This is a genomic window from Halopelagius fulvigenes (assembly GCF_042662625.1).
Classification (GTDB): domain Archaea; phylum Halobacteriota; class Halobacteria; order Halobacteriales; family Haloferacaceae; genus Halopelagius; species Halopelagius fulvigenes.
On record NZ_JBHSXH010000015.1, the window covers coordinates 1,453,960 to 1,470,234 of the forward strand.

Genomic DNA, 16,275 nt, shown 5'->3' on the forward strand with positions numbered 1-16,275 from the left:
CTTAGTACAGCTCCCGAAGTTCCTCGGAGATGTCGTCTTTCAGTTCCGCGACGTACTCCTCGTAGTCCTCCTGCACGCCGATGCGGTTGAGGCGCGGGGCGACCTCGATGGAGATAATCTCGTCCACCGGGACGCCGGCTTCGAGCGCCTCGAACGCCTCGTCGTTGAAGTGGTGGATGGCGGTGAGCATGAGGTACGTCTTCTCCGGCGGACAGAACGTGTCCGTCGGGTGGAACGCGTTCTGTTGCAGGTACGCCTCGCGGAGGTACCGCGCGACTTCGAGCGTCAGCTGCTGGTCCTCCGGCAGGGCGTCCTTACCGACCAGCTGGACGATTTCCCGGAGTTCGGCCTCCTCGTCGAGGACGTCGACGGCCCACTGGCGTTCGTCGGGCCAGTCGGCGGCGACGTTGTCTTGGAACCACGGGTCGAGTTGGTCCTTGTACAGCGAGTACGACTCGTTCCAGTTGATGGCCGGGAAGTGCCGACGCTCCGCGAGGTCGGCGTCCAGCGCCCAGAACGTCTTGACGATGCGCAGCGTGTTCTGGGTGACGGGCTCGGAGAAGTCGCCGCCGGGCGGGGAGACGGCCCCGATGGCGGAGACGGACCCCTCCGTGCCGTTGATGTTCTCGAAGTAACCGGCGCGCTCGTAGAACTCGGAGAGGCGCGCAGCGAGGTACGCGGGGTACCCCTCTTCGCCGGGCATCTCCTCGAGGCGCGAGGATATCTCGCGCATGGCCTCGGCCCACCGGGAGGTGGAGTCGGCCATGAGTGCGACGTCGTACCCCATGTCGCGGTAGTACTCCGCGATGGTGATACCCGTGTACACGCAGGATTCCCGCGCGGCCACGGGCATGTTCGACGTGTTGGCGATGAGCGAGGTGCGGGCCATCAGCGGGTTCCCGGTGGAGGGGTCCTCCAGCTCCGGGAAGTCGTCGATGACCTCGGTCATCTCGTTACCGCGCTCGCCGCACCCGACGTAGACGATGATGTCCGCGTCGGCGTACTTCGCGAGCTGGTGCTGGGTGACGGTCTTCCCGGACCCGAACGGACCGGGGATGGCGGCCGTCCCGCCCTTCGCGATGGGGAACAGACCGTCGAGGATGCGCTGACCGGAGACGAGCGGCGTCCGTGGCGTCTTCTTCGTCGCGGACGGACGGGCCTCGCGGACCGGCCACTCCTGATGCATCGTTATCTCTTCGCCGTTGTCGAGTTCGACCACCGTCTCGTCGACGGTGAGGTCGCCCTCTTCGACGGTGACGACTTCGCCGCCCTCGTAGGTCGGCGGGACCAGGACCTTGTGGTCGATGGTGACCGTCTCCTCGACGACGCCGACGACGTCGCCGGGTTCGACGGTGTCGCCGGGGACGACTTCGGCCGAGAAGTCCCACTCTTTCTCCAGTTCAATTCCGGGCGCGTCCACGCCGCGGTCGAGGAACGCGCTGCCCATCTTCGATTCGAGCACGTCGAGGGGTCGCTGGACGCCGTCGTAGATGGAGTCCAGCAGACCGGGGCCCAGGTCGACGGTCAGCGGTTCGCCCGTGTTCTCGACGGGTTCGCCGGGACCGACGCCGGACGTCTCCTCGTACACCTGAATCGTCGTGATGTCACCCTCTATTTCGATGACCTCGCCCATCAGACCTTCGTCGCCCACGTAGACGACGTCGTTCATTCGGGCGTCGAGGTCACGGGCGGTCACGACAGGACCACTCACACTCTCGATGATGCCGTCTTCTCGGACGGTCTCTTGTGTTGCACTCATGTTAGTCTTCGTCCTCCTCCATCAGGTCGATACCGATGGCGCGTTTGATCTGATTGCGGAGGCCGCCCGCGCCCGCACCGCCGCCGAGCGTCACCAGCGTCGGTTCGATGCTGGTTTCGACCGACTGGCGGACTTGGCGCGAGAGATGCTCCATGTCGTCGTCGTGCATCACGATGATGCCGACGTCTTCGTCCGAGAGCGTCTCCTCTACGGCCTCGTCGAGCTGTTCGTTCTTCTGTTCCTCCGGGACGTTCTCGAACTTCCGGACTCCCGCGAGGCGGAAGCCGGTCGTGAAGTCCGAGCTGCCGATGACGGCTATCTCCTGACTCATAGGATGACCAACTCCGATTCGATCTCGTCCTCGGAGAGACCGGCCTCGCGTCCGCGCGCGATGGCCCGAATGTTGTCCACCTCCTGCTCTTTGCGCAGGATGTAGGCGATTATCGGACCGATGGAGAGCGGGAAGACGCTCCCCATCCCGCGGGCTTTTTCGAGAAGCGCGATGTCGAGCGCGCGTTCGAACCCGAGGAGGCTACCGGCCTCTTCGAGCTCGTCGAGCGCCGTCGAGAGATCGTCGCCGTACTCCGAGTCGCGAATCCTCGTAACCAATTCGTCAGGGTTCTGCGCGAGCGTGGTCAGTTCCGACGCCGAGAATAGGGACCCGCCACTGATATAGTACTCGGACGGGTCGATGTCGGCCCCGCTTCGAGCGAGGCGGAGCGCGTTCCGCGCGTTGCGGAAGTCGATCTCCGCTTCGAGGTAGTCGCGGTACTGCTGGGTCTCCTCGTTCACCACGAGGTCCTCGAGCAACGCCTCGTAGTACGCGCGGTCGATGGCGTTCTCGAGCGGAACGAGGACGTCCGTCTCCTCGTAGTCCGCGTACGCCTCTTCGAGGCCCGCGTCGAACATCGTACCGTGGAGCCGCTCGACCACTTCCTCGACGGTGCCCGCGTCGAGCAACCGTTCGATGAAGCTGTCGGAGAACTCGCCCGCACGGATGAGGTCGTCCGCGATTTCGTCGCGGTCGGCGTCCGAGTAGAGCCCCCGAATGACCGTCTTGGCGTTCCACGCGTCGTACCGGCGGAGGTACCGCGCGATGTGGTCGTACAGGCGGCCTTCCGCCCAGTCGAGGATGTCGTCGAACTGCTTTGCGAGATTCCGGTTCAGCGCGTACTCGATGAGGTCGACCCCCGAGTAGCGCGAACCGAGCGCGTTTATCTCGGTCTCGTACTCCGACTCCTCCATGAACCGGGCGATTTCGGCCGGTCCCATCCGAACCAGCTTGCGGTAGTCCTCCTCGCTGTACAGGGCGCTCTGCCGCGCTCTGACGCGAGCGGTCACGTACTCCGGATTGGAACCGCCGGATACACTCATTGGTCGAACAGTCGGGCGCTCACTTCCTTGAGGTTGTCCTCCCAGACGCCCTCGAGGATGGAGTCGAACGTGTTGTTCACTCTGACGCGCGAGGACTCGCTCTCGACGACGACGCCACCGAGGCAGTCGTGCTCGCCTCCGTAGCTGAAGCCGTCGTAGTCTTCGAGGACGTCTTCGAGCAACTCGGCGTCGTCGGCGCGGCCGTAGACGACGACGTCGTCGCTCTCGTCGAACTCGTCGGCCGCGGCGTCGACGAGTTCGCGGGTCAGTTCTTCGCGGCGGTCGCCGGAGAGCGAGGCGAGCTCGTCCTCGACTCGGCTGCGGACGTCTTCGAGGACGTCGCGTCGGGCTTCGAGGCGCTGCTGTTTCGCCTCCAGCTTCGCACCGGAGAGCGCCTGTTCGCGCTCCTGCTCGACCTGGCGCTCGACGTCGGCCTCCCGCGCTTCGAGGAGTTCCTCGGCGTCGGCCTCGGCCTCCTCGATGATCTCGGTAGCGCGGCGCTCACCGGCCTCTCGAATTTCCTCCGCACGCGCGCGTGCTTCGCCTCGGATATCTTCGACGACGTTATCCAAACTCATTGATGGAAAGGGTGGGGGGAGGTGCTTACGCCGAGACGATGAACACGACGACGAGTGCCAGAATGACGAGCGTCTCCGGCAGAACGGTCAGAATGAGACCGTTGACGAAGAGAGAGTCGTCTTCTGCGATGGCACCCATCGCGGCGGCACCGATGCCACGCTCCGCGTATCCCGCGCCGAACGCCGCGAGACCGACGGCGAGGGCGGCGGCGGCGGGTGCTTCGAGAGCCGGGGCGGCTGCCTGCGCTTGCTGTAGGAGTGTTAGTGCTGACATAGTTGGGTATTTTCTCTGACGGTTAGTCGTCTCCGAACGTGCGTATGTGGACAGACACACCTCATAAAGGTTCCCAAACCGTTTCGCCGTAGGCCGGCGGATACGGCCGGATTCGGCGGAATAGAGCGAAAAACGAGTTCCGGTACCGCGGCTCTCGAAGGGTGAACGACGAAGGCCGAGGGTGGGTTGTGGTTAGTCTTCGGTGGTGTAGCGACGCTCGTAACCGAACGGTTCGTACTCGCGGCCGCCGCCTTGGTAGAACTTGTTGAAGAACTCCACGTACTCGAGACGCACCGCCTGCAGGCCGGCGCTGGTCACGCCGAGGATGAGCACGAGGAGGTGGCCGAACACGAGGACGAGGAGACCGATGAGGATGGTCGCCGCGTCGCCGTGGACGAGGCCGCCGAACATGATCGTCGCCTCGCTGTGGTGCTCGAGGACGTACTTCGGACCGTGGTTGAGCATGAAGTGCCACTCATCACCGTGGTCGCCCGGGATGGCGTACACGCCGAAGAACAGGAGATTGACCGTGAAGGCCATCCCCGCCTTCGCCAGCATCACCGCGCCGATACGCGTGTACGACAGCACGTTCACGAGGACGTTGATGAACTCGACGGCCTCGATGGGCTCGCCCATCACGAGGAGGGCGAGTCCGACGAAGAACGCGACGAGTCCGGCCCATCCGACCATGGCCGGGAACCCGGCGAAGCCGAGGGGAAGGACGCCCTCGGACGTGAACGTCGTGAACATGAAGTCCGGGGCGGTCCCGCGGGTCACGTCCGAGAATATCCAGATCCACAGGCCGTTCAGCATCAGAATCCACGAGGCGCTCTCGAAGATGGCGTGCTTCAGGTCGTGAAGCTCGTAGTTGTCCACGAAGTCGAAGATGAACCCGATGTTGAGGTGGACGACGCCGACCAGCAGGCTCACGACGAGCCAACCGAGCGCCCACTCGCTGGTGGCGGGGGAGAGGCCCTTCTCTATCGGCGGGTGGCTCATGTGGAGCACGCCCTCCCAGAAGTACGTCGAGATGAGGTGCAGCCCGAATATCTCGCCGTACAGGACGCCGAAGATGGCCGTGAACAGCCCGGCCGCGAGGGTGACGCCGCCCATGCTCTTGAACGCCGGGCGCTCGTCGAACTTGGACCACAGGAAGTAGCCGATTCCCATGTAGATGAGCCCGTAGCCGAGGTCACCGATCATGAACCCGAACAGGAGCGGGAACGTCAGGAACAGGATGATCGTCGGGTCGAGCTCGAAGTAGCTCGGCTTGCTGACGGCATTCACCAGGATCTCGAACGGTTTGACCGCGCCGGGGTTGCTCTGCACCGTCGGCGGTTCGTCGTTCTGCATCACGACCGCGTTCCCGCCGTCGGCGCGCGCCTCGTCGGCGTCGCCACCGTCGGCCGCGGTCGGCGAACCCGTGCCGTCGCCGCCGGGGCCCGCGGGGATGTCCTCGCGGACGTGGTCGTCGCCGTCGGACGTGAACGACGCGCGCTCGAGTTCCTCGACCTGCACGCGGTCGCCGACGGTCTCCTTCAGCGCGGCTTTGAACTCGGTGTAGCGCTCGGAGGGGATCCACCCCTCGGCGATGAACGCGTTCTCCGTCGTCGCGAACGAAAGCGGCGCTTCCGTCTTCTGGACGTCGATCGCGAGTTTCTCCTCGGCGGCGAGGAGGAAGCCCGCGGCGTCGAGTTTCAGGTTCTCGATTTCGTCCTCGACGGAGTCGAGCTTCGAGCGAATCTGCTGCGCCTCCTGTTCGAGGTCGCGGACGTGGTTCTCGGGGCTCCCCTCGGCGTCGGGAACCTCGACGGAGACGAAGTCCGCCCCGACGAGAGCGTCCGCGAGCGCCGAGTCGTCGGCGTTCTTCGAGGGGTAGGCGAACACGGCGAGTATCCGGTCGCCCGCGAACACCTCGTGCGAGCGGATGTCGTCCGCGTCCCCGAGGGCGCGTTCTATCTGCTCCCGTTTCCCGCGTCCGACCGAGACCTGCAGGGTGTCGTACCCGGAGAGCAGGTCGAGGTCGATCCCGAGGTCCACGAACGGCGACATCTCGTCGATCCGTTCCTCGATCTCGCGGAGCTCCTGTCGGAGCTCCTGTCGTTCGTCGTCGAGGTCGTTGACCTGCTCTCGAATGTCTTCGAGGTCCGATTCGAGCGCCTCGTCGGTGACGATGCGGGTCGGCCCCGCGTCGTCGTCGGAGACGTCGAGCATGCTCTCGAGCGAGCGGATGGTGACGAGCTTCTCGGAGGCCTCCTCGGCACCTTCGACGGGGTCGCCGGGGTCGAAGCCCTCCCACGTGTCGTCGTATTCCGTGACGTGCAGCAGGTTCAGGTCGTGGACCGTCTCGATGACGGGGTCCATCACGCGCTTGGACCCGGTCACGGAGACCTTGCTCATCTGCTCAGGTCTGAGCATGCACCGCCTCCTCGAACCGTTCGATGGCGTATTCGACCGCCTCGTCAGCGTTGCCCTTCGCGTCTTCGACGAGCTCCTCGCGCGCCTCCTCGCCGCGCTTCAGAATCACCTCGCTCTCCTCCTCGATCTCTGAGCGAGCTTCGTCGAGACGTTCCTCCTCGTATTCACGCGCCTCTTCCTCGGCCTGTTGACGGATCTCCTCTGCCTCGCGTCGCGCCTCCGCGATACGCTCCTCGCGGTCGGCCTCGGCCTCTGCGACGATGTCGTCGGCCTCGTTCTCGGCAGTCTTGATCCGTTCGAGAACCTCTGGTCTCGGCATACTCGTATCACTGAGAAGTTGCAGTACCGGCGTATAAGGTGTTTGCGGAACACGCGCGTGAATACGGTGGGTTTTCGGAGGGTGAAAACGCGAGCCCCCGCAGAGGGGGACGAACGGTCGCCGTTCGAGAACGACGCTGAATCCGCACCGTTATGAGAGCCGGGGGCGAATCCGGTGGCGATGGGAGTCCTCGAAGACAAATCACGGGCCCGTCTGTTCTACAAGTACCTCTCGAAGGTGTACGACCGCGTGAACCCCTTCGTCTGGAACGAGGAGATGCGCGACGAAGCGCTCGAACTCCTCGACCTCCGGGCCGACGACCGGGTGCTGGACGTGGGCTGTGGAACCGGATTCGCCACCGAGGGACTCCTCCGCTACACCGACGACGTTCACGGACTCGACCAGAGCGCCCACCAGTTGGAGAGGGCATTCGCCAAGTTCGGGAAGAACGACGACGTGCGGTTCTACCGCGGCGACGCGGAGCGTCTCCCCTTCGCCGACGACTCCTTCGACGCCGTCTGGTCCTCGGGCTCTATCGAGTACTGGCCGAACCCCGTCGCGGCGCTTCGGGAGTTCCGCCGCGTCGTCGAACCCGGCAGTCGCGTCCTCGTCGTCGGCCCCGACTACCCGAAGACGACGCTGTTTCAGAAGCTCGCGGACACGATAATGCTGTTCTACGACGAACACGAGGCCCAGCGGATGTTCGAGGAGGCCGGCTTCGTCGAGATAGAACACCACATCCAGCAGGCCCGCCCCGGCAGTCCGCGCGCCATCACGACGGTCGCTCGCGCGCCCGAGGAGGAAGCGGGCGGCGACGGTTCGACCGAGGCCGTCGAAACCGACGCGTAACCGAGGCGCGTTCCGCGTTCGCCTTCCGCCCGCGACGCCCTCCGCGCACAGCGTCGCCTCGCGTCCCATCGTCCGTCCCCTCGCCCCTACCTGTTCTACCGTCACGCCCCGACGACCGCCGAGAGTCGCGCGAGACGTCCGCCCTCCCGGTACACGGTCACCGTCACCGTCCGCCCCGCCGCGAGCGTCGGGTCGTTCGTCCCCGCGACGGCGAACGACGCGCGTTCGCCCGCGGACCACGTTCCGTCGGAGGCGGCGTTGAACGGCCCCGTCGGACCCGAGCGAAAGCCGCGCGCGGAGAAGAACGGAACCGGCGGTTGACGGCGTAGCGGCGTCCCGTCGATTTCGACGCGGACGCTGAGGCGTCGAACAGAGAGCGGGGGACCCCGCTCGTGCGTCAGCGCCACGGTGTCGTCGGCGACGGAGAGCGAGAACGCGACCCGTGCCGTCGAGTGACCGCCGGTCGGGGGCGCAGCGAGATCATCGGACGCGAGCGCGACGGTTCCCGCGGCGACGACGGCGGTCAGAGCGACGGCGACGCCGACGAGGACGGCGACGCCGACGACCGGTGAGAGGGCGCGGTCGGACACGGAGGCGGTGGCCGCCTCACAGTATAAGAAGGTTCCTCGGGCGCTACTCTTCGGGCGTCTCGGTCGTCCGGTTGGTCTGCTCCTCGTGGATGAGCGGCGGTTCCGACGACTCGACGGAGAGCAGGACGACCGAGATGTCGTCGATGGCGGTTATCTGGTACGACTGACCGGGCGCGAGCGTCCACAGCTGCCCGTCTTCCCCGGTTCGGCCGACGCTCGTACTCCGCCCGCCCGTCGGGCCGACGGTGATTCTCGCGTCCACGGGTTTGCCCGTCTCGGAGTCGTTCAGTCGGATAAGCACCGGTCCGCCGGAGTACGTCCGGTAGGCCGTCAGTTCGAGGCCGTCCTTGACGGCGGTTCCGGCCTTCTCCGTCTCCATCGTGTCGAGCGGGCGGCGCTGGTACTCCTTGAACACGGTCTTCGACCCGCTGTCGACGAACGCCGAGAGATGTCCGCGTTCGTGTTGGATTCGGACGAGGTAGCTGTCGCCAGAGCCGACGACGTCGGAACCGTTCTGCGCGAGGCGGAGCGCGTAGATGTTCGGGTACAACTCGGCGGTGATGTTCAACGCCTCGGGCGTCGTGATGCTCTCTGCGCCGCGCTGGCGGAGGTTCCCGCGGTACGCCTCCCTGACGTACGTTCCGTTCCGAATGACGCCGAGGACGACGCTGTCGGGGCCGGACTGGACGAAGAAGCGGGAGGACTCCGCCTCCCCGCTGAGTACCGTCACGACGTGGCGGCGAACGGGACCGGTGAACGTGTCGAGCTCCCGTTCGAGGTCCGCAGAGCGTTCGGTGATAGAGAAGTCGGGAGTCGACTGCGCTAGCTCCGCGATTCGGCTGCGCCGTTCCTCCAGCGCGGACGCCCGAATGTCGATGATCGCCAGTTCGATGAGGAGCCTCCGCGCGGACATCTCACCCGCGCTGTAGGCGGACAGCACCGTTCGCTGGCGCGCGCGGAGGTTGATGACGCGCTGTTCGACGTTGCTCAGTTCCCCTAACAGCAGTTGCTGGCGGCGTTCGACCGTCGGTGCGGACTCGATGCGGTCGATTCGGCGCAGCGTCTCCATGCGCGCGGCGGTCGCGTTCGACTCGAAGGAGAGCGCCGGTCCGAGGTCCACGGTCCGGGTTTCGAGCGTGCTCCGTTCGACGGCGCTCGGAGGGATGCCGAGGACGCCGAGACGTTCCGTTCGCGCCGTCTCGTTCGCGATCAGCCCCCGTGACGGCGTGGCTCGGTTGGTCTCCTCGTCTACGACCGGTCCGCCTCGAAGCGGGTCCGCCGTCTGCGACGGAGCGGCCGTATCCGGCGGTGTAGCCGTCGTTCCCGCCGCGGCGGCGACGGACGAGAGGACGAGGAGGACGGCGAGCGTTACGGGGAGGGCTCTCATATCCGGTCGGTACAGTTTCACAGTACTAAAAACGCAGTCATTTCGCCCTCAGATAACGTAGCAGGTTCTCAGCCGGCCGTTCGCGGCGGTATCGGCGGTCGAGTCGCGTTCAACCGATGGAAAGCGTTTTGAGAGTCCCCCGTCGAAACACCAGCAAATGCGGAGTGTCGCACTTTTCACAGCCCTCCTCCTCGTGCTCTCCGGCGCCGGACCCGCCGTCGCCGCGCCGGACTCGGCGGCCGCCTCCGGGACGGACGGAGCCGCCGCCCTCCGCTCGTCGGCGGACGGTGCCGTCCGAGCACAGACGAGCTCCTCGCTCGACCAATCGCCGGAGACGGTGATGAGAGTCGCCCTGCGAGCGGACCAAAGCGCCAAGTGGCGCGTCGAAGTCAGATACCAACTCAACGACGAGAACGAGACGCGCGCGTTCGAGAAAATCGGCCGCGAGTACGAACGCGGAGAGTCCGACGTCGGCGTGGACGCCGATCTGTTCAGGAACATCGCCGCGCAGGCCAGCGACACGACGGGCCGGGAGATGGAGATTCGGAACGCGACGTACGACTACTCCGTGAACGACGGCACCGGAACGCTCTCGATGTCGTTCGTCTGGACGAACTTCCTCAAGGAGGGCGAGGGCCGGAGTCTCCGCCTCGGCGACGTCTTCCTCGTTCCGAGCGACCAGTCGGAATCGACGCCGACGTGGCTGTCGCTGATGGGCGAGAACCAGCGGATGATCATCCACCCGCCCGAGGGGTACACGACGAACACGACGAGTATCCCGGTGAAACAGCAGAGCAACGCAATCATCCTGGAGGGCCCCTCCGACTTCAACGACGACGAGCGCCTCGTCGTCACGTACCGACAGACCGCCCGAGAGCGCTTCGAGTGGCCCCTCTACCTCGGCGGCGGGGCCGTCGTCCTCGTCGCCCTCGCAGTCGGCGCGGCGGTGGTGCTCCGCAGCCGACGCGACGGCGGCGCGGACGCACCCGCCAACGCGACGGACGGGTCGCGGCCCGGCGGTGCGACCGCGGCGACGAACGGCGGGACGCCCGCGGGCGGCGCGGTACCGGCGGGCGACTCTGACGAGAACGGCGACGCCGTCGCCGGACCGATCGACCCTGGACCCGGAGACGGCGGGAACGCTGACGAGGACGAGGTGGACGTGTCGCTGCTCTCGGACGAGGAACGCGTCGAGTACCTCCTCGAACAGAACGGCGGGCGGATGAAGCAGGCGAACATCGTCAAAGAGACCGGATGGTCCGACGCCAAGGTGTCGCAACTGCTCTCTGCGATGGCCGACGACGGGCGCGTGACGAAACTCCGCCTCGGTCGGGAGAACCTCATCTCCCTGCCGGACGGGGACGGCACGGAAGACGGGACGGCCTGACGCGCCGGAGAGCGTTTTCGACCGTCGATTTTCCGACCGACGGTTTCCGCGCGGAGTCCCGTTTCGGTACCGCGGTTACCGGTCGGTTCCGCGACGGGTCCTCCGAAAGTGTTTACGTCCCCCAATGAGACGGAACGATGATGAAGGTTCTCGTGACCGTAAAGGAGGTCGCGGAGGTCCAAGACGACTTCGAGATAGCGGACCTCGGCGTCGATCCGAGGTACCTCGAGTACGACCTCAACGAGTGGGACGAGTACGCGGTCGAGGAGGCCGTGCAACTGAAGGAGGCGGCCGACGAGGACGTCGAGGTCGTCTCGGCGACCGTCGGCCCGGAGCGAAGCGAGGAGACGATTCGGATGGCGCTGGCGAAGGGCGTCGACCGCGCGGTTCGCATCTGGGACGACACGCTCGAAGAGCGGGGTCTACTGGACGTGGCCGCGAAGGCGCGACTCCTCGGGGCCGTCGTCGACGAGGAGGACCCCGACCTCGTGCTGTCGGGCGTGCAGGCGAACGACACCGGGTTCGGTGCCACGGGCGTCTACCTCGCCGAGAGCGCCGGATTCGAGTGGGGTGCCGTCGTGAACGCCCTCGACAAGGAGCGAGTCCTCGAAGAGGGCGTCGCGGGCGTCCACCGCGAGCTCGAAGGCGGCGTCGAGGAACTGACGGAGATAGAGATTCCGGCGGTGTTGACCATCCAGACGGGTATCAACGACCCGCGGTACGCCAGCCTCCGCGGCATCCGGCAGGCGCAGTCGAAGGAGATAGCCGAGAAGTCGCTCGCGGACCTCGGGTTCGACGCGACGGCGGTCGAAAGCAGTCTGCACCTCACGGATATGTACGAACCCGAGAGCGAGTCGGACGCGACGTTCTTCGAGGGCGATGCGGGGGAGCAAGCGGTGCAACTCGCTGACGCCCTCCGCGAGAAGGGGGTGGGCGCGGAATGACGTCGAACGTGCTCGTCGTCACCGACCACCGCCGCGGGTCGCTCCGCGACGTGAGTTACGAACTCCTGACGGCCGGTCGGGAACTCGCCTCGGAGACGGGCGGCGAACTCCACGCCGCCGCGATAAGCGGTCGGGTCGAGAAGTTCGCCGAGGAGCTAGATTGTGAGGGCGTGGACGTCGTCCACACCGTCGAACACGGCGAGGAGTTCAACCACGACGTGTACGTGCAGGCCGTCGCCGCCCTCTCGGCGGAACTGGACCCGCAGTTCATCGTCATGCCGCACTCGGTGAATGGCCTCGACTACGCGCCCGCCGTGGCGAGTCGCCTCGACGTCCCCCTCGTCACGGACGCGACGGACGTGGCGTTCGACGAGAGGCTCACAGTGACGCGGGAGATGTTCGGGTCGAAAGTCGAGACGACGGTGGACGTAGAGGCCGAACGCGCGGCCGTGACCGTTCGCGGCGGCGAGTGGGTGCCCACGGATGAACCCGGCGACGCGGAGATACGGCCGTTCGACTTCGAACCCGACGAGAGCGCGGTCAACTCCCACGTCACCGGCTATCAGGAGGTCGGTAACGGCGACGTGGACATCTCGGACGCGGACGTGCTCGTCTCCGTCGGGCGCGGCATCGAAGAGGAGGAGAACCTCGAACTCGTCGAACGTCTGGCCGACGCACTCGGCGCGACGCTGTCGGCGTCGCGGCCCATCGTGGACAACGGCTGGCTCCCGGCGAACCGGCAGGTCGGACAGTCCGGGAAGGTCGTCACGCCGGACGTGTACATCGCCGTCGGCATCTCCGGCGCGGTCCAACACGTCGCCGGGATGAAAGACTCGGACACCATCGTCGCCATCAACACCGACCCGAACGCCCCCATCTTCGACATCGCGGACTACGGCGTCGTCGGCGACCTGTTCGACGTGGTACCGGCGCTCATCGAGCAGTTCGAGTGAGACGTTAGGCGGTGTTTTTTCGGTCAGATTTCGTCGGGCCAACGGAACAGCATCACTCTGCTCCGGTGCGGAGTGCGTGGACGTCGTACCGTTCGAAGAGCGGTTTGGTCCCTTCGTTGCGGTGCGCCCTGATGGCGGCGACTGCGACGACGGACGCACCCGCCGACTCCACAAGGTCCGTCGCCGCCCGCATCTGTGTACCCGTCTCTATCCAATCGTCGACGACGAGAGCGCGGTCGTCCACGTCGAGTTCGTCCGGGTGGAGTTCGAGCGACTTCGCGTCCTCGGAGTAATCCGTTATGTCCCGTCGGAGCAACTCGTCGTCCGGATAGGGGAGTTTGCCTCCTTGTCGAACGGGGACGAACCCGACGCTCATCTCGGTGGCGACGGCGGAGCCCAACACGAATCCGAGGGCGTCGATACCGACGACGACGGTCGGTTCCGAGTCGACCCCCGCACAGAGGTCGGTTCTGAGCGCCGCGAAGGTATCGGCGTCACCGAACAGCGGAGAGATGTCGTACCGACCGGCGGTGTCGGTCCCCATCTGCTCGAAGTATTCCTCGTAATCCATGCTATCAGTGTCGAGCGGAGACACATGAATCAGTGGCCGAGTCGGGTGCCGAGGAACGCCGCGGAGAGCACCGTATCCCCACCGACGTCGTCAAACGGACAACCGGAGTTCGGTTGCCGGCCGGGCTAGCTTCCTTTTTCCTCCAGGTTTTGTCGGGGGTGCGTAGCACCCCCGAGAAAAAGTGGGTCGTAACCCGTCACGTACTTGTTTTTTGAATCCTACGGTCCGACAATGGAATATCTGGAGCGTCGGGTCTCCATGGTCGAGGAACGCCTCGAATCGGTCATCGAGGCGGTGGACCCGCCGGAACTGTCGGACGAACTGGGCCACGTCGCGCTCGCGGGGGGAAAGCGCGTCCGGCCCGCGGTGACGATTCTCGCGTGCGAGGCGTGCGGCGGCGACCCCGAGGACGCGGTGGACTTCGCGGTGAGCGTCGAACTCGTCCACAACGCCTCGTTGGTCATAGACGACATCATCGACCGCTCGGACATCCGGCGCGGGACGAAGAGCGCGTGGGCCGAGTACGGCTACGGTCCGGCCATCGTCGCCTCCGACGGACTCCTCGGGGAGGCGTTCGCCCTCCTGTCGGTGAACGAACGGGCGACGCAGATAGTCGCGGAGTCGATGGTCGAACTCGGCGAGGGCGAGGCGACGGAACTGGTCGCCCGGCCGACGAACGAACTCGAGTACATGGAACTCGCGCGGCGGAAGACCGGGGCGCTGTTCCGCGCGGCGGCGGAGTTGGGGGCCGTGGCCGCCCGCGCCGACCCCTTCACCGTCGAGGCGTTCGGGGAGTACGCCGAACGCGTCGGCGTCGCATTCCAGATACGCGACGACGTCCTCGACGCGACGGCGGACGCCGACGAACTCGGCAAGCCGACCGGACAGGACGCGGAGATGGACCGCCCCTCCCTGGTGCAGGTGACGAACCTCACGCCGGAGGAGGCGAACCGGCGCGCGCACGACCAGTCGGAGATGGCGCTGGAGGCCTTGGAAACGGCGGAGTTGAACGACACGGAAGCGCTCGGCTACCTGACCGACCTCGCAGAGTTCGTCGTCGTCCGCGAGCGGTGACGTTCTCGCTCACAGTCTCGTCGATACGTGAAAAGGGACATCTCCGCTCGGCCATCGCCCGAAGGCTTCGACCGCGGGTTACCGTCTCTGGCGGAGGTAGAGTCGGTCGTCCTCTTCCCTCTCGACGTGGTCTCGGTGGAGTTCGTGGGAGTCGTCGTCGTCGCCCCACCCGAGCATGTCCTTTATCTCGTCGGTCAGGCTCTCGTCGTCGTCGGAGCGGTCGATGGTCGCCCGGTCGTCGTCGACGTCACGGACCCGTCCGACGGTGCGGCCTTCGGACGTGACGACGGTCTTCTCTCGGTCATCGTCGCGGAACATTCGGTCCATGTCTACCCTCCTGTTACCACCAGACAGGGATAATCCGAGGGGCTGCGAACTCTGTCTCCGTCGGTCGATAACCGAGTGAACGATACGGATTCCGTAGTCAGCACGCCCGCGTAGAACTATCCACCGACGGCGGGTTTCGACGGAGCCTCACTCATCTCGCTCGCTCTCTCCGTCGTTCGCGGGTCGCCCCTCACCCGCGGGTCGGTTCGACGCCGGTCGGAAACCGCGACTCGGCGATGGCGAACACGAGGGTGCTGAGGACGCCGAGCAACGTGCCGGCGGTCAGTCCCACCGCGAGGTCCGTGAGCGTGAACGACTCCGCGCCGGGGACGCCGGCGGGGAGGATGAACCCGGAGACGGCGTAGAGGACGATGGCGATGGCGACGACGTAGAACGGCGCGTTGAGGTAGCGCCACTTGAACCGGTCCGCGAGGTACTCGTCGGTCACCTGCCCGAGACTGGAGGTGACGCCCGCGGCGGCGAACCACTGCACCGCGCCGTGGACGAGGGCCGCGAGGACGACGGGCGCGGAGAGTTGCGCGTCGACGCCCGCCCGGACGGTTTCTAAGAGGGCGACGCCGCGGAACCCGCCGACGACCATGAGGGCGGCGGCGGCGACGTACGTGATGAGCGTGACGCGCCCCTCGTAGAGGACGTCGCGCACCTGGTCTACGGTGTCGTCCACGACCGTCTCCAGCCCGAGACCGCGGAACAGCGTGTACAGGCCGAGGAGCGCCGAGATGAGGCCGAGGACGGCCGCGCCCGGCACGTCGAACAGGCTGGCGATGGTGACGAACGGGTAGATGAGAAGCAGGATGCCGAGGGGCACGAGGATGGTGCCGCGCGTCTCGGGGTCCGCCAGCACCTGCTTCATCGTGTAGTAGATGGATTCGAGGTCCTGCGCCTGCCGGACGACGACCCGGCGGACGCTGTCGATGGGGACGCGCGACCGGATGACCGGCAGGACGGACTCGTCCTGCGCGCCGTCGGTGATGACGATGGCGCGGACGTTCTCGCCCGTCGAGAGGCCCGCCAGCACGCGGTCTATCTCGTCGCCGATGGCGCGGTTCGCCTTCACGTCGCTCCCTTGGGTCCCCGTGACCGCGGCGACTTCCACCTCCTCGCTCACCTCGGGGTCCGCGCCGAGGGCCTCGTACTCGTGGATGCCCTGAAAGAGGACGTTCACGTCGGAGTCCTCGGGGTCGGCGGTCGCGAGCGCCACCGCGGCCTCCTCGACGACATCTCGGCCGACGACGGGGGTGTCGAGTCCCGTCTTCCGGCCGAGGTCGTCGTCGAGGTCCACGCAGAGGACCAGTAGCATCGTTCGGGGGTATGCCGTCGGACTATATTTGTTTTCGGGAGCGAGCCGCGGCGTCGAATCGGACGACTCCACCGGGACGGAGCGAGCGGCGACGCCCGAGACGTTCGGTACCGCGACCCACGCGGGCTCTCGGCGGCGTTCGCGCCGCGC

General features: G+C 66.3%; 17 protein-coding genes. 5 read left to right on the forward strand and 12 right to left on the reverse strand.

Annotation, left to right across the window (positions count from 1 at the left end; all coding sequences use genetic code 11):
• Window position 1 precedes the first annotated feature (1 nt).
• The 7 genes from ACFQEV_RS17700 to ahaH all read right to left on the reverse strand — a co-directional run bounded on the left by ACFQEV_RS17700 (window position 2) and on the right by ahaH (window position 6,722).
• Window positions 2-1,759 (reverse strand): ATP synthase subunit A, encoded by a 1,758-nt coding sequence (locus tag ACFQEV_RS17700; RefSeq protein ID WP_379698903.1) that lies wholly within the window; start codon window positions 1,757-1,759, stop codon window positions 2-4.
• Window position 1,760: 1 nt separating this feature from the next.
• Entirely contained in the window at window positions 1,761-2,090 is a 330-nt protein-coding gene (locus tag ACFQEV_RS17705; RefSeq protein WP_379698905.1) for a V-type ATP synthase subunit F, read from the reverse strand.
• Window positions 2,087-3,133, reverse strand: coding sequence for a V-type ATP synthase subunit C (locus ACFQEV_RS17710; protein ID WP_379698907.1), 1,047 nt, complete (start codon window positions 3,131-3,133; stop codon window positions 2,087-2,089). Before ACFQEV_RS17710 ends, ACFQEV_RS17705 begins: the two co-directional genes overlap by 4 nt.
• The gene (locus ACFQEV_RS17715) at window positions 3,130-3,711 is read right to left on the reverse strand and encodes a V-type ATP synthase subunit E (RefSeq protein ID WP_379698909.1); all 582 of its coding nucleotides are present in this window, start codon (window positions 3,709-3,711) and stop codon (window positions 3,130-3,132) included. Before ACFQEV_RS17715 ends, ACFQEV_RS17710 begins: the two co-directional genes overlap by 4 nt.
• Window positions 3,712-3,736: 25 nt before the next feature.
• Window positions 3,737-3,985 (reverse strand): hypothetical protein, encoded by a 249-nt coding sequence (locus ACFQEV_RS17720; RefSeq protein WP_379698911.1) that lies wholly within the window; start codon window positions 3,983-3,985, stop codon window positions 3,737-3,739.
• A 192-nt stretch (window positions 3,986-4,177) separates the two neighbouring features.
• Window positions 4,178-6,403, reverse strand: coding sequence for a V-type ATP synthase subunit I (locus ACFQEV_RS17725; protein ID WP_379698913.1), 2,226 nt, complete (start codon window positions 6,401-6,403; stop codon window positions 4,178-4,180).
• Window positions 6,390-6,722: an ATP synthase archaeal subunit H gene (ahaH, locus tag ACFQEV_RS17730; protein ID WP_379698915.1), complete on the reverse strand. Its 333-nt coding sequence runs from the start codon at window positions 6,720-6,722 to the stop codon at window positions 6,390-6,392. The genes ACFQEV_RS17725 and ahaH overlap by 14 nt, the downstream gene beginning before the upstream one ends.
• Before the next feature lie 180 nt (window positions 6,723-6,902).
• On the opposite strand from ahaH, the gene ACFQEV_RS17735 reads away from it, so the two are divergent.
• Entirely contained in the window at window positions 6,903-7,571 is a 669-nt protein-coding gene (locus ACFQEV_RS17735) for a methyltransferase domain-containing protein (protein WP_379698917.1), read from the forward strand.
• Window positions 7,572-7,672: 101 nt separating this feature from the next.
• On the opposite strand, the gene ACFQEV_RS17740 is transcribed toward ACFQEV_RS17735, so the two are convergent.
• Together ACFQEV_RS17740 and ACFQEV_RS17745 are read right to left on the reverse strand one after the other, a co-directional pair.
• On the reverse strand, window positions 7,673-8,161 hold the full coding sequence (locus tag ACFQEV_RS17740) for a type IV pilin domain-containing protein (protein ID WP_379698919.1): 489 nt from the start codon (window positions 8,159-8,161) through the stop codon (window positions 7,673-7,675).
• Between the two features lie 43 nt (window positions 8,162-8,204).
• On the reverse strand, window positions 8,205-9,548 hold the full coding sequence (locus tag ACFQEV_RS17745) for a DUF7094 domain-containing protein (RefSeq protein ID WP_379698921.1): 1,344 nt from the start codon (window positions 9,546-9,548) through the stop codon (window positions 8,205-8,207).
• Between the two features lie 157 nt (window positions 9,549-9,705).
• Between ACFQEV_RS17745 and ACFQEV_RS17750 the strand changes: the two genes are divergently transcribed.
• From ACFQEV_RS17750 to ACFQEV_RS17760, 3 genes are all read left to right on the forward strand, one after another.
• Complete coding sequence (locus ACFQEV_RS17750) at window positions 9,706-10,935, forward strand: helix-turn-helix transcriptional regulator (RefSeq protein ID WP_379698923.1); 1,230 nt, start codon at window positions 9,706-9,708, stop codon at window positions 10,933-10,935.
• A 140-nt stretch (window positions 10,936-11,075) separates the two neighbouring features.
• The gene (locus ACFQEV_RS17755) at window positions 11,076-11,879 is read left to right on the forward strand and encodes an electron transfer flavoprotein subunit beta/FixA family protein (protein ID WP_379698925.1); all 804 of its coding nucleotides are present in this window, start codon (window positions 11,076-11,078) and stop codon (window positions 11,877-11,879) included.
• Window positions 11,876-12,832, forward strand: coding sequence for an electron transfer flavoprotein subunit alpha/FixB family protein (locus tag ACFQEV_RS17760; protein ID WP_379698927.1), 957 nt, complete (start codon window positions 11,876-11,878; stop codon window positions 12,830-12,832). Before ACFQEV_RS17755 ends, ACFQEV_RS17760 begins: the two co-directional genes overlap by 4 nt.
• 52 nt (window positions 12,833-12,884) lie before the next feature.
• On the opposite strand, the gene ACFQEV_RS17765 is transcribed toward ACFQEV_RS17760, so the two are convergent.
• On the reverse strand, window positions 12,885-13,403 hold the full coding sequence (locus tag ACFQEV_RS17765) for a phosphoribosyltransferase family protein (protein WP_379698929.1): 519 nt from the start codon (window positions 13,401-13,403) through the stop codon (window positions 12,885-12,887).
• A 231-nt stretch (window positions 13,404-13,634) separates the two neighbouring features.
• Here ACFQEV_RS17765 and ACFQEV_RS17770 point away from each other — a divergent pair, with 231 nt between their 5' ends.
• Window positions 13,635-14,477 carry a polyprenyl synthetase family protein gene (locus ACFQEV_RS17770; protein ID WP_379698931.1) on the forward strand — a complete coding sequence of 281 codons (843 nt, stop codon included), beginning with the start codon at window positions 13,635-13,637 and terminating at the stop codon, window positions 14,475-14,477.
• Window positions 14,478-14,555: 78 nt separating this feature from the next.
• Here ACFQEV_RS17770 and ACFQEV_RS17775 read toward each other — a convergent pair whose 3' ends face one another.
• Together ACFQEV_RS17775 and ACFQEV_RS17780 are read right to left on the reverse strand one after the other, a co-directional pair.
• A complete protein-coding gene (locus ACFQEV_RS17775) occupies window positions 14,556-14,804 on the reverse strand; it encodes a hypothetical protein (protein WP_379698933.1) in 249 nt (82 codons plus the stop codon).
• A gap of 190 nt (window positions 14,805-14,994) precedes the next feature.
• Window positions 14,995-16,125, reverse strand: coding sequence for a DUF373 family protein (locus ACFQEV_RS17780; RefSeq protein WP_379698935.1), 1,131 nt, complete (start codon window positions 16,123-16,125; stop codon window positions 14,995-14,997).
• Between the last annotated feature and the right edge of the window lie 150 nt (window positions 16,126-16,275).

Excerpts from the sequence above, each read along its gene's own strand:
- ACFQEV_RS17700 (WP_379698903.1), bottom strand. The coding sequence starts at position 1,759 with ATGAGTGCAACACAAGAGACCGTCCGAGAAGACGGCATCATCGAGAGT.
- ACFQEV_RS17705 (WP_379698905.1), bottom strand. The coding sequence starts at position 2,090 with ATGAGTCAGGAGATAGCCGTCATCGGCAGCTCGGACTTCACGACCGGC.
- ACFQEV_RS17710 (WP_379698907.1), bottom strand. The coding sequence starts at position 3,133 with ATGAGTGTATCCGGCGGTTCCAATCCGGAGTACGTGACCGCTCGCGTC.
- ACFQEV_RS17715 (WP_379698909.1), bottom strand. The coding sequence starts at position 3,711 with ATGAGTTTGGATAACGTCGTCGAAGATATCCGAGGCGAAGCACGCGCG.
- ACFQEV_RS17720 (WP_379698911.1), bottom strand. The coding sequence starts at position 3,985 with ATGTCAGCACTAACACTCCTACAGCAAGCGCAGGCAGCCGCCCCGGCT.
- ACFQEV_RS17725 (WP_379698913.1), bottom strand. The coding sequence starts at position 6,403 with ATGCTCAGACCTGAGCAGATGAGCAAGGTCTCCGTGACCGGGTCCAAG.
- ahaH (WP_379698915.1), bottom strand. The coding sequence starts at position 6,722 with ATGCCGAGACCAGAGGTTCTCGAACGGATCAAGACTGCCGAGAACGAG.
- ACFQEV_RS17735 (WP_379698917.1), top strand. The coding sequence starts at position 6,903 with ATGGGAGTCCTCGAAGACAAATCACGGGCCCGTCTGTTCTACAAGTAC.
- ACFQEV_RS17745 (WP_379698921.1), bottom strand. The coding sequence starts at position 9,548 with ATGAGAGCCCTCCCCGTAACGCTCGCCGTCCTCCTCGTCCTCTCGTCC.
- ACFQEV_RS17750 (WP_379698923.1), top strand. The coding sequence starts at position 9,706 with ATGCGGAGTGTCGCACTTTTCACAGCCCTCCTCCTCGTGCTCTCCGGC.
- ACFQEV_RS17755 (WP_379698925.1), top strand. The coding sequence starts at position 11,076 with ATGAAGGTTCTCGTGACCGTAAAGGAGGTCGCGGAGGTCCAAGACGAC.
- ACFQEV_RS17760 (WP_379698927.1), top strand. The coding sequence starts at position 11,876 with ATGACGTCGAACGTGCTCGTCGTCACCGACCACCGCCGCGGGTCGCTC.
- ACFQEV_RS17765 (WP_379698929.1), bottom strand. The coding sequence starts at position 13,403 with ATGGATTACGAGGAATACTTCGAGCAGATGGGGACCGACACCGCCGGT.
- ACFQEV_RS17770 (WP_379698931.1), top strand. The coding sequence starts at position 13,635 with ATGGAATATCTGGAGCGTCGGGTCTCCATGGTCGAGGAACGCCTCGAA.
- ACFQEV_RS17775 (WP_379698933.1), bottom strand. The coding sequence starts at position 14,804 with ATGGACCGAATGTTCCGCGACGATGACCGAGAGAAGACCGTCGTCACG.
- ACFQEV_RS17780 (WP_379698935.1), bottom strand. The coding sequence starts at position 16,125 with ATGCTACTGGTCCTCTGCGTGGACCTCGACGACGACCTCGGCCGGAAG.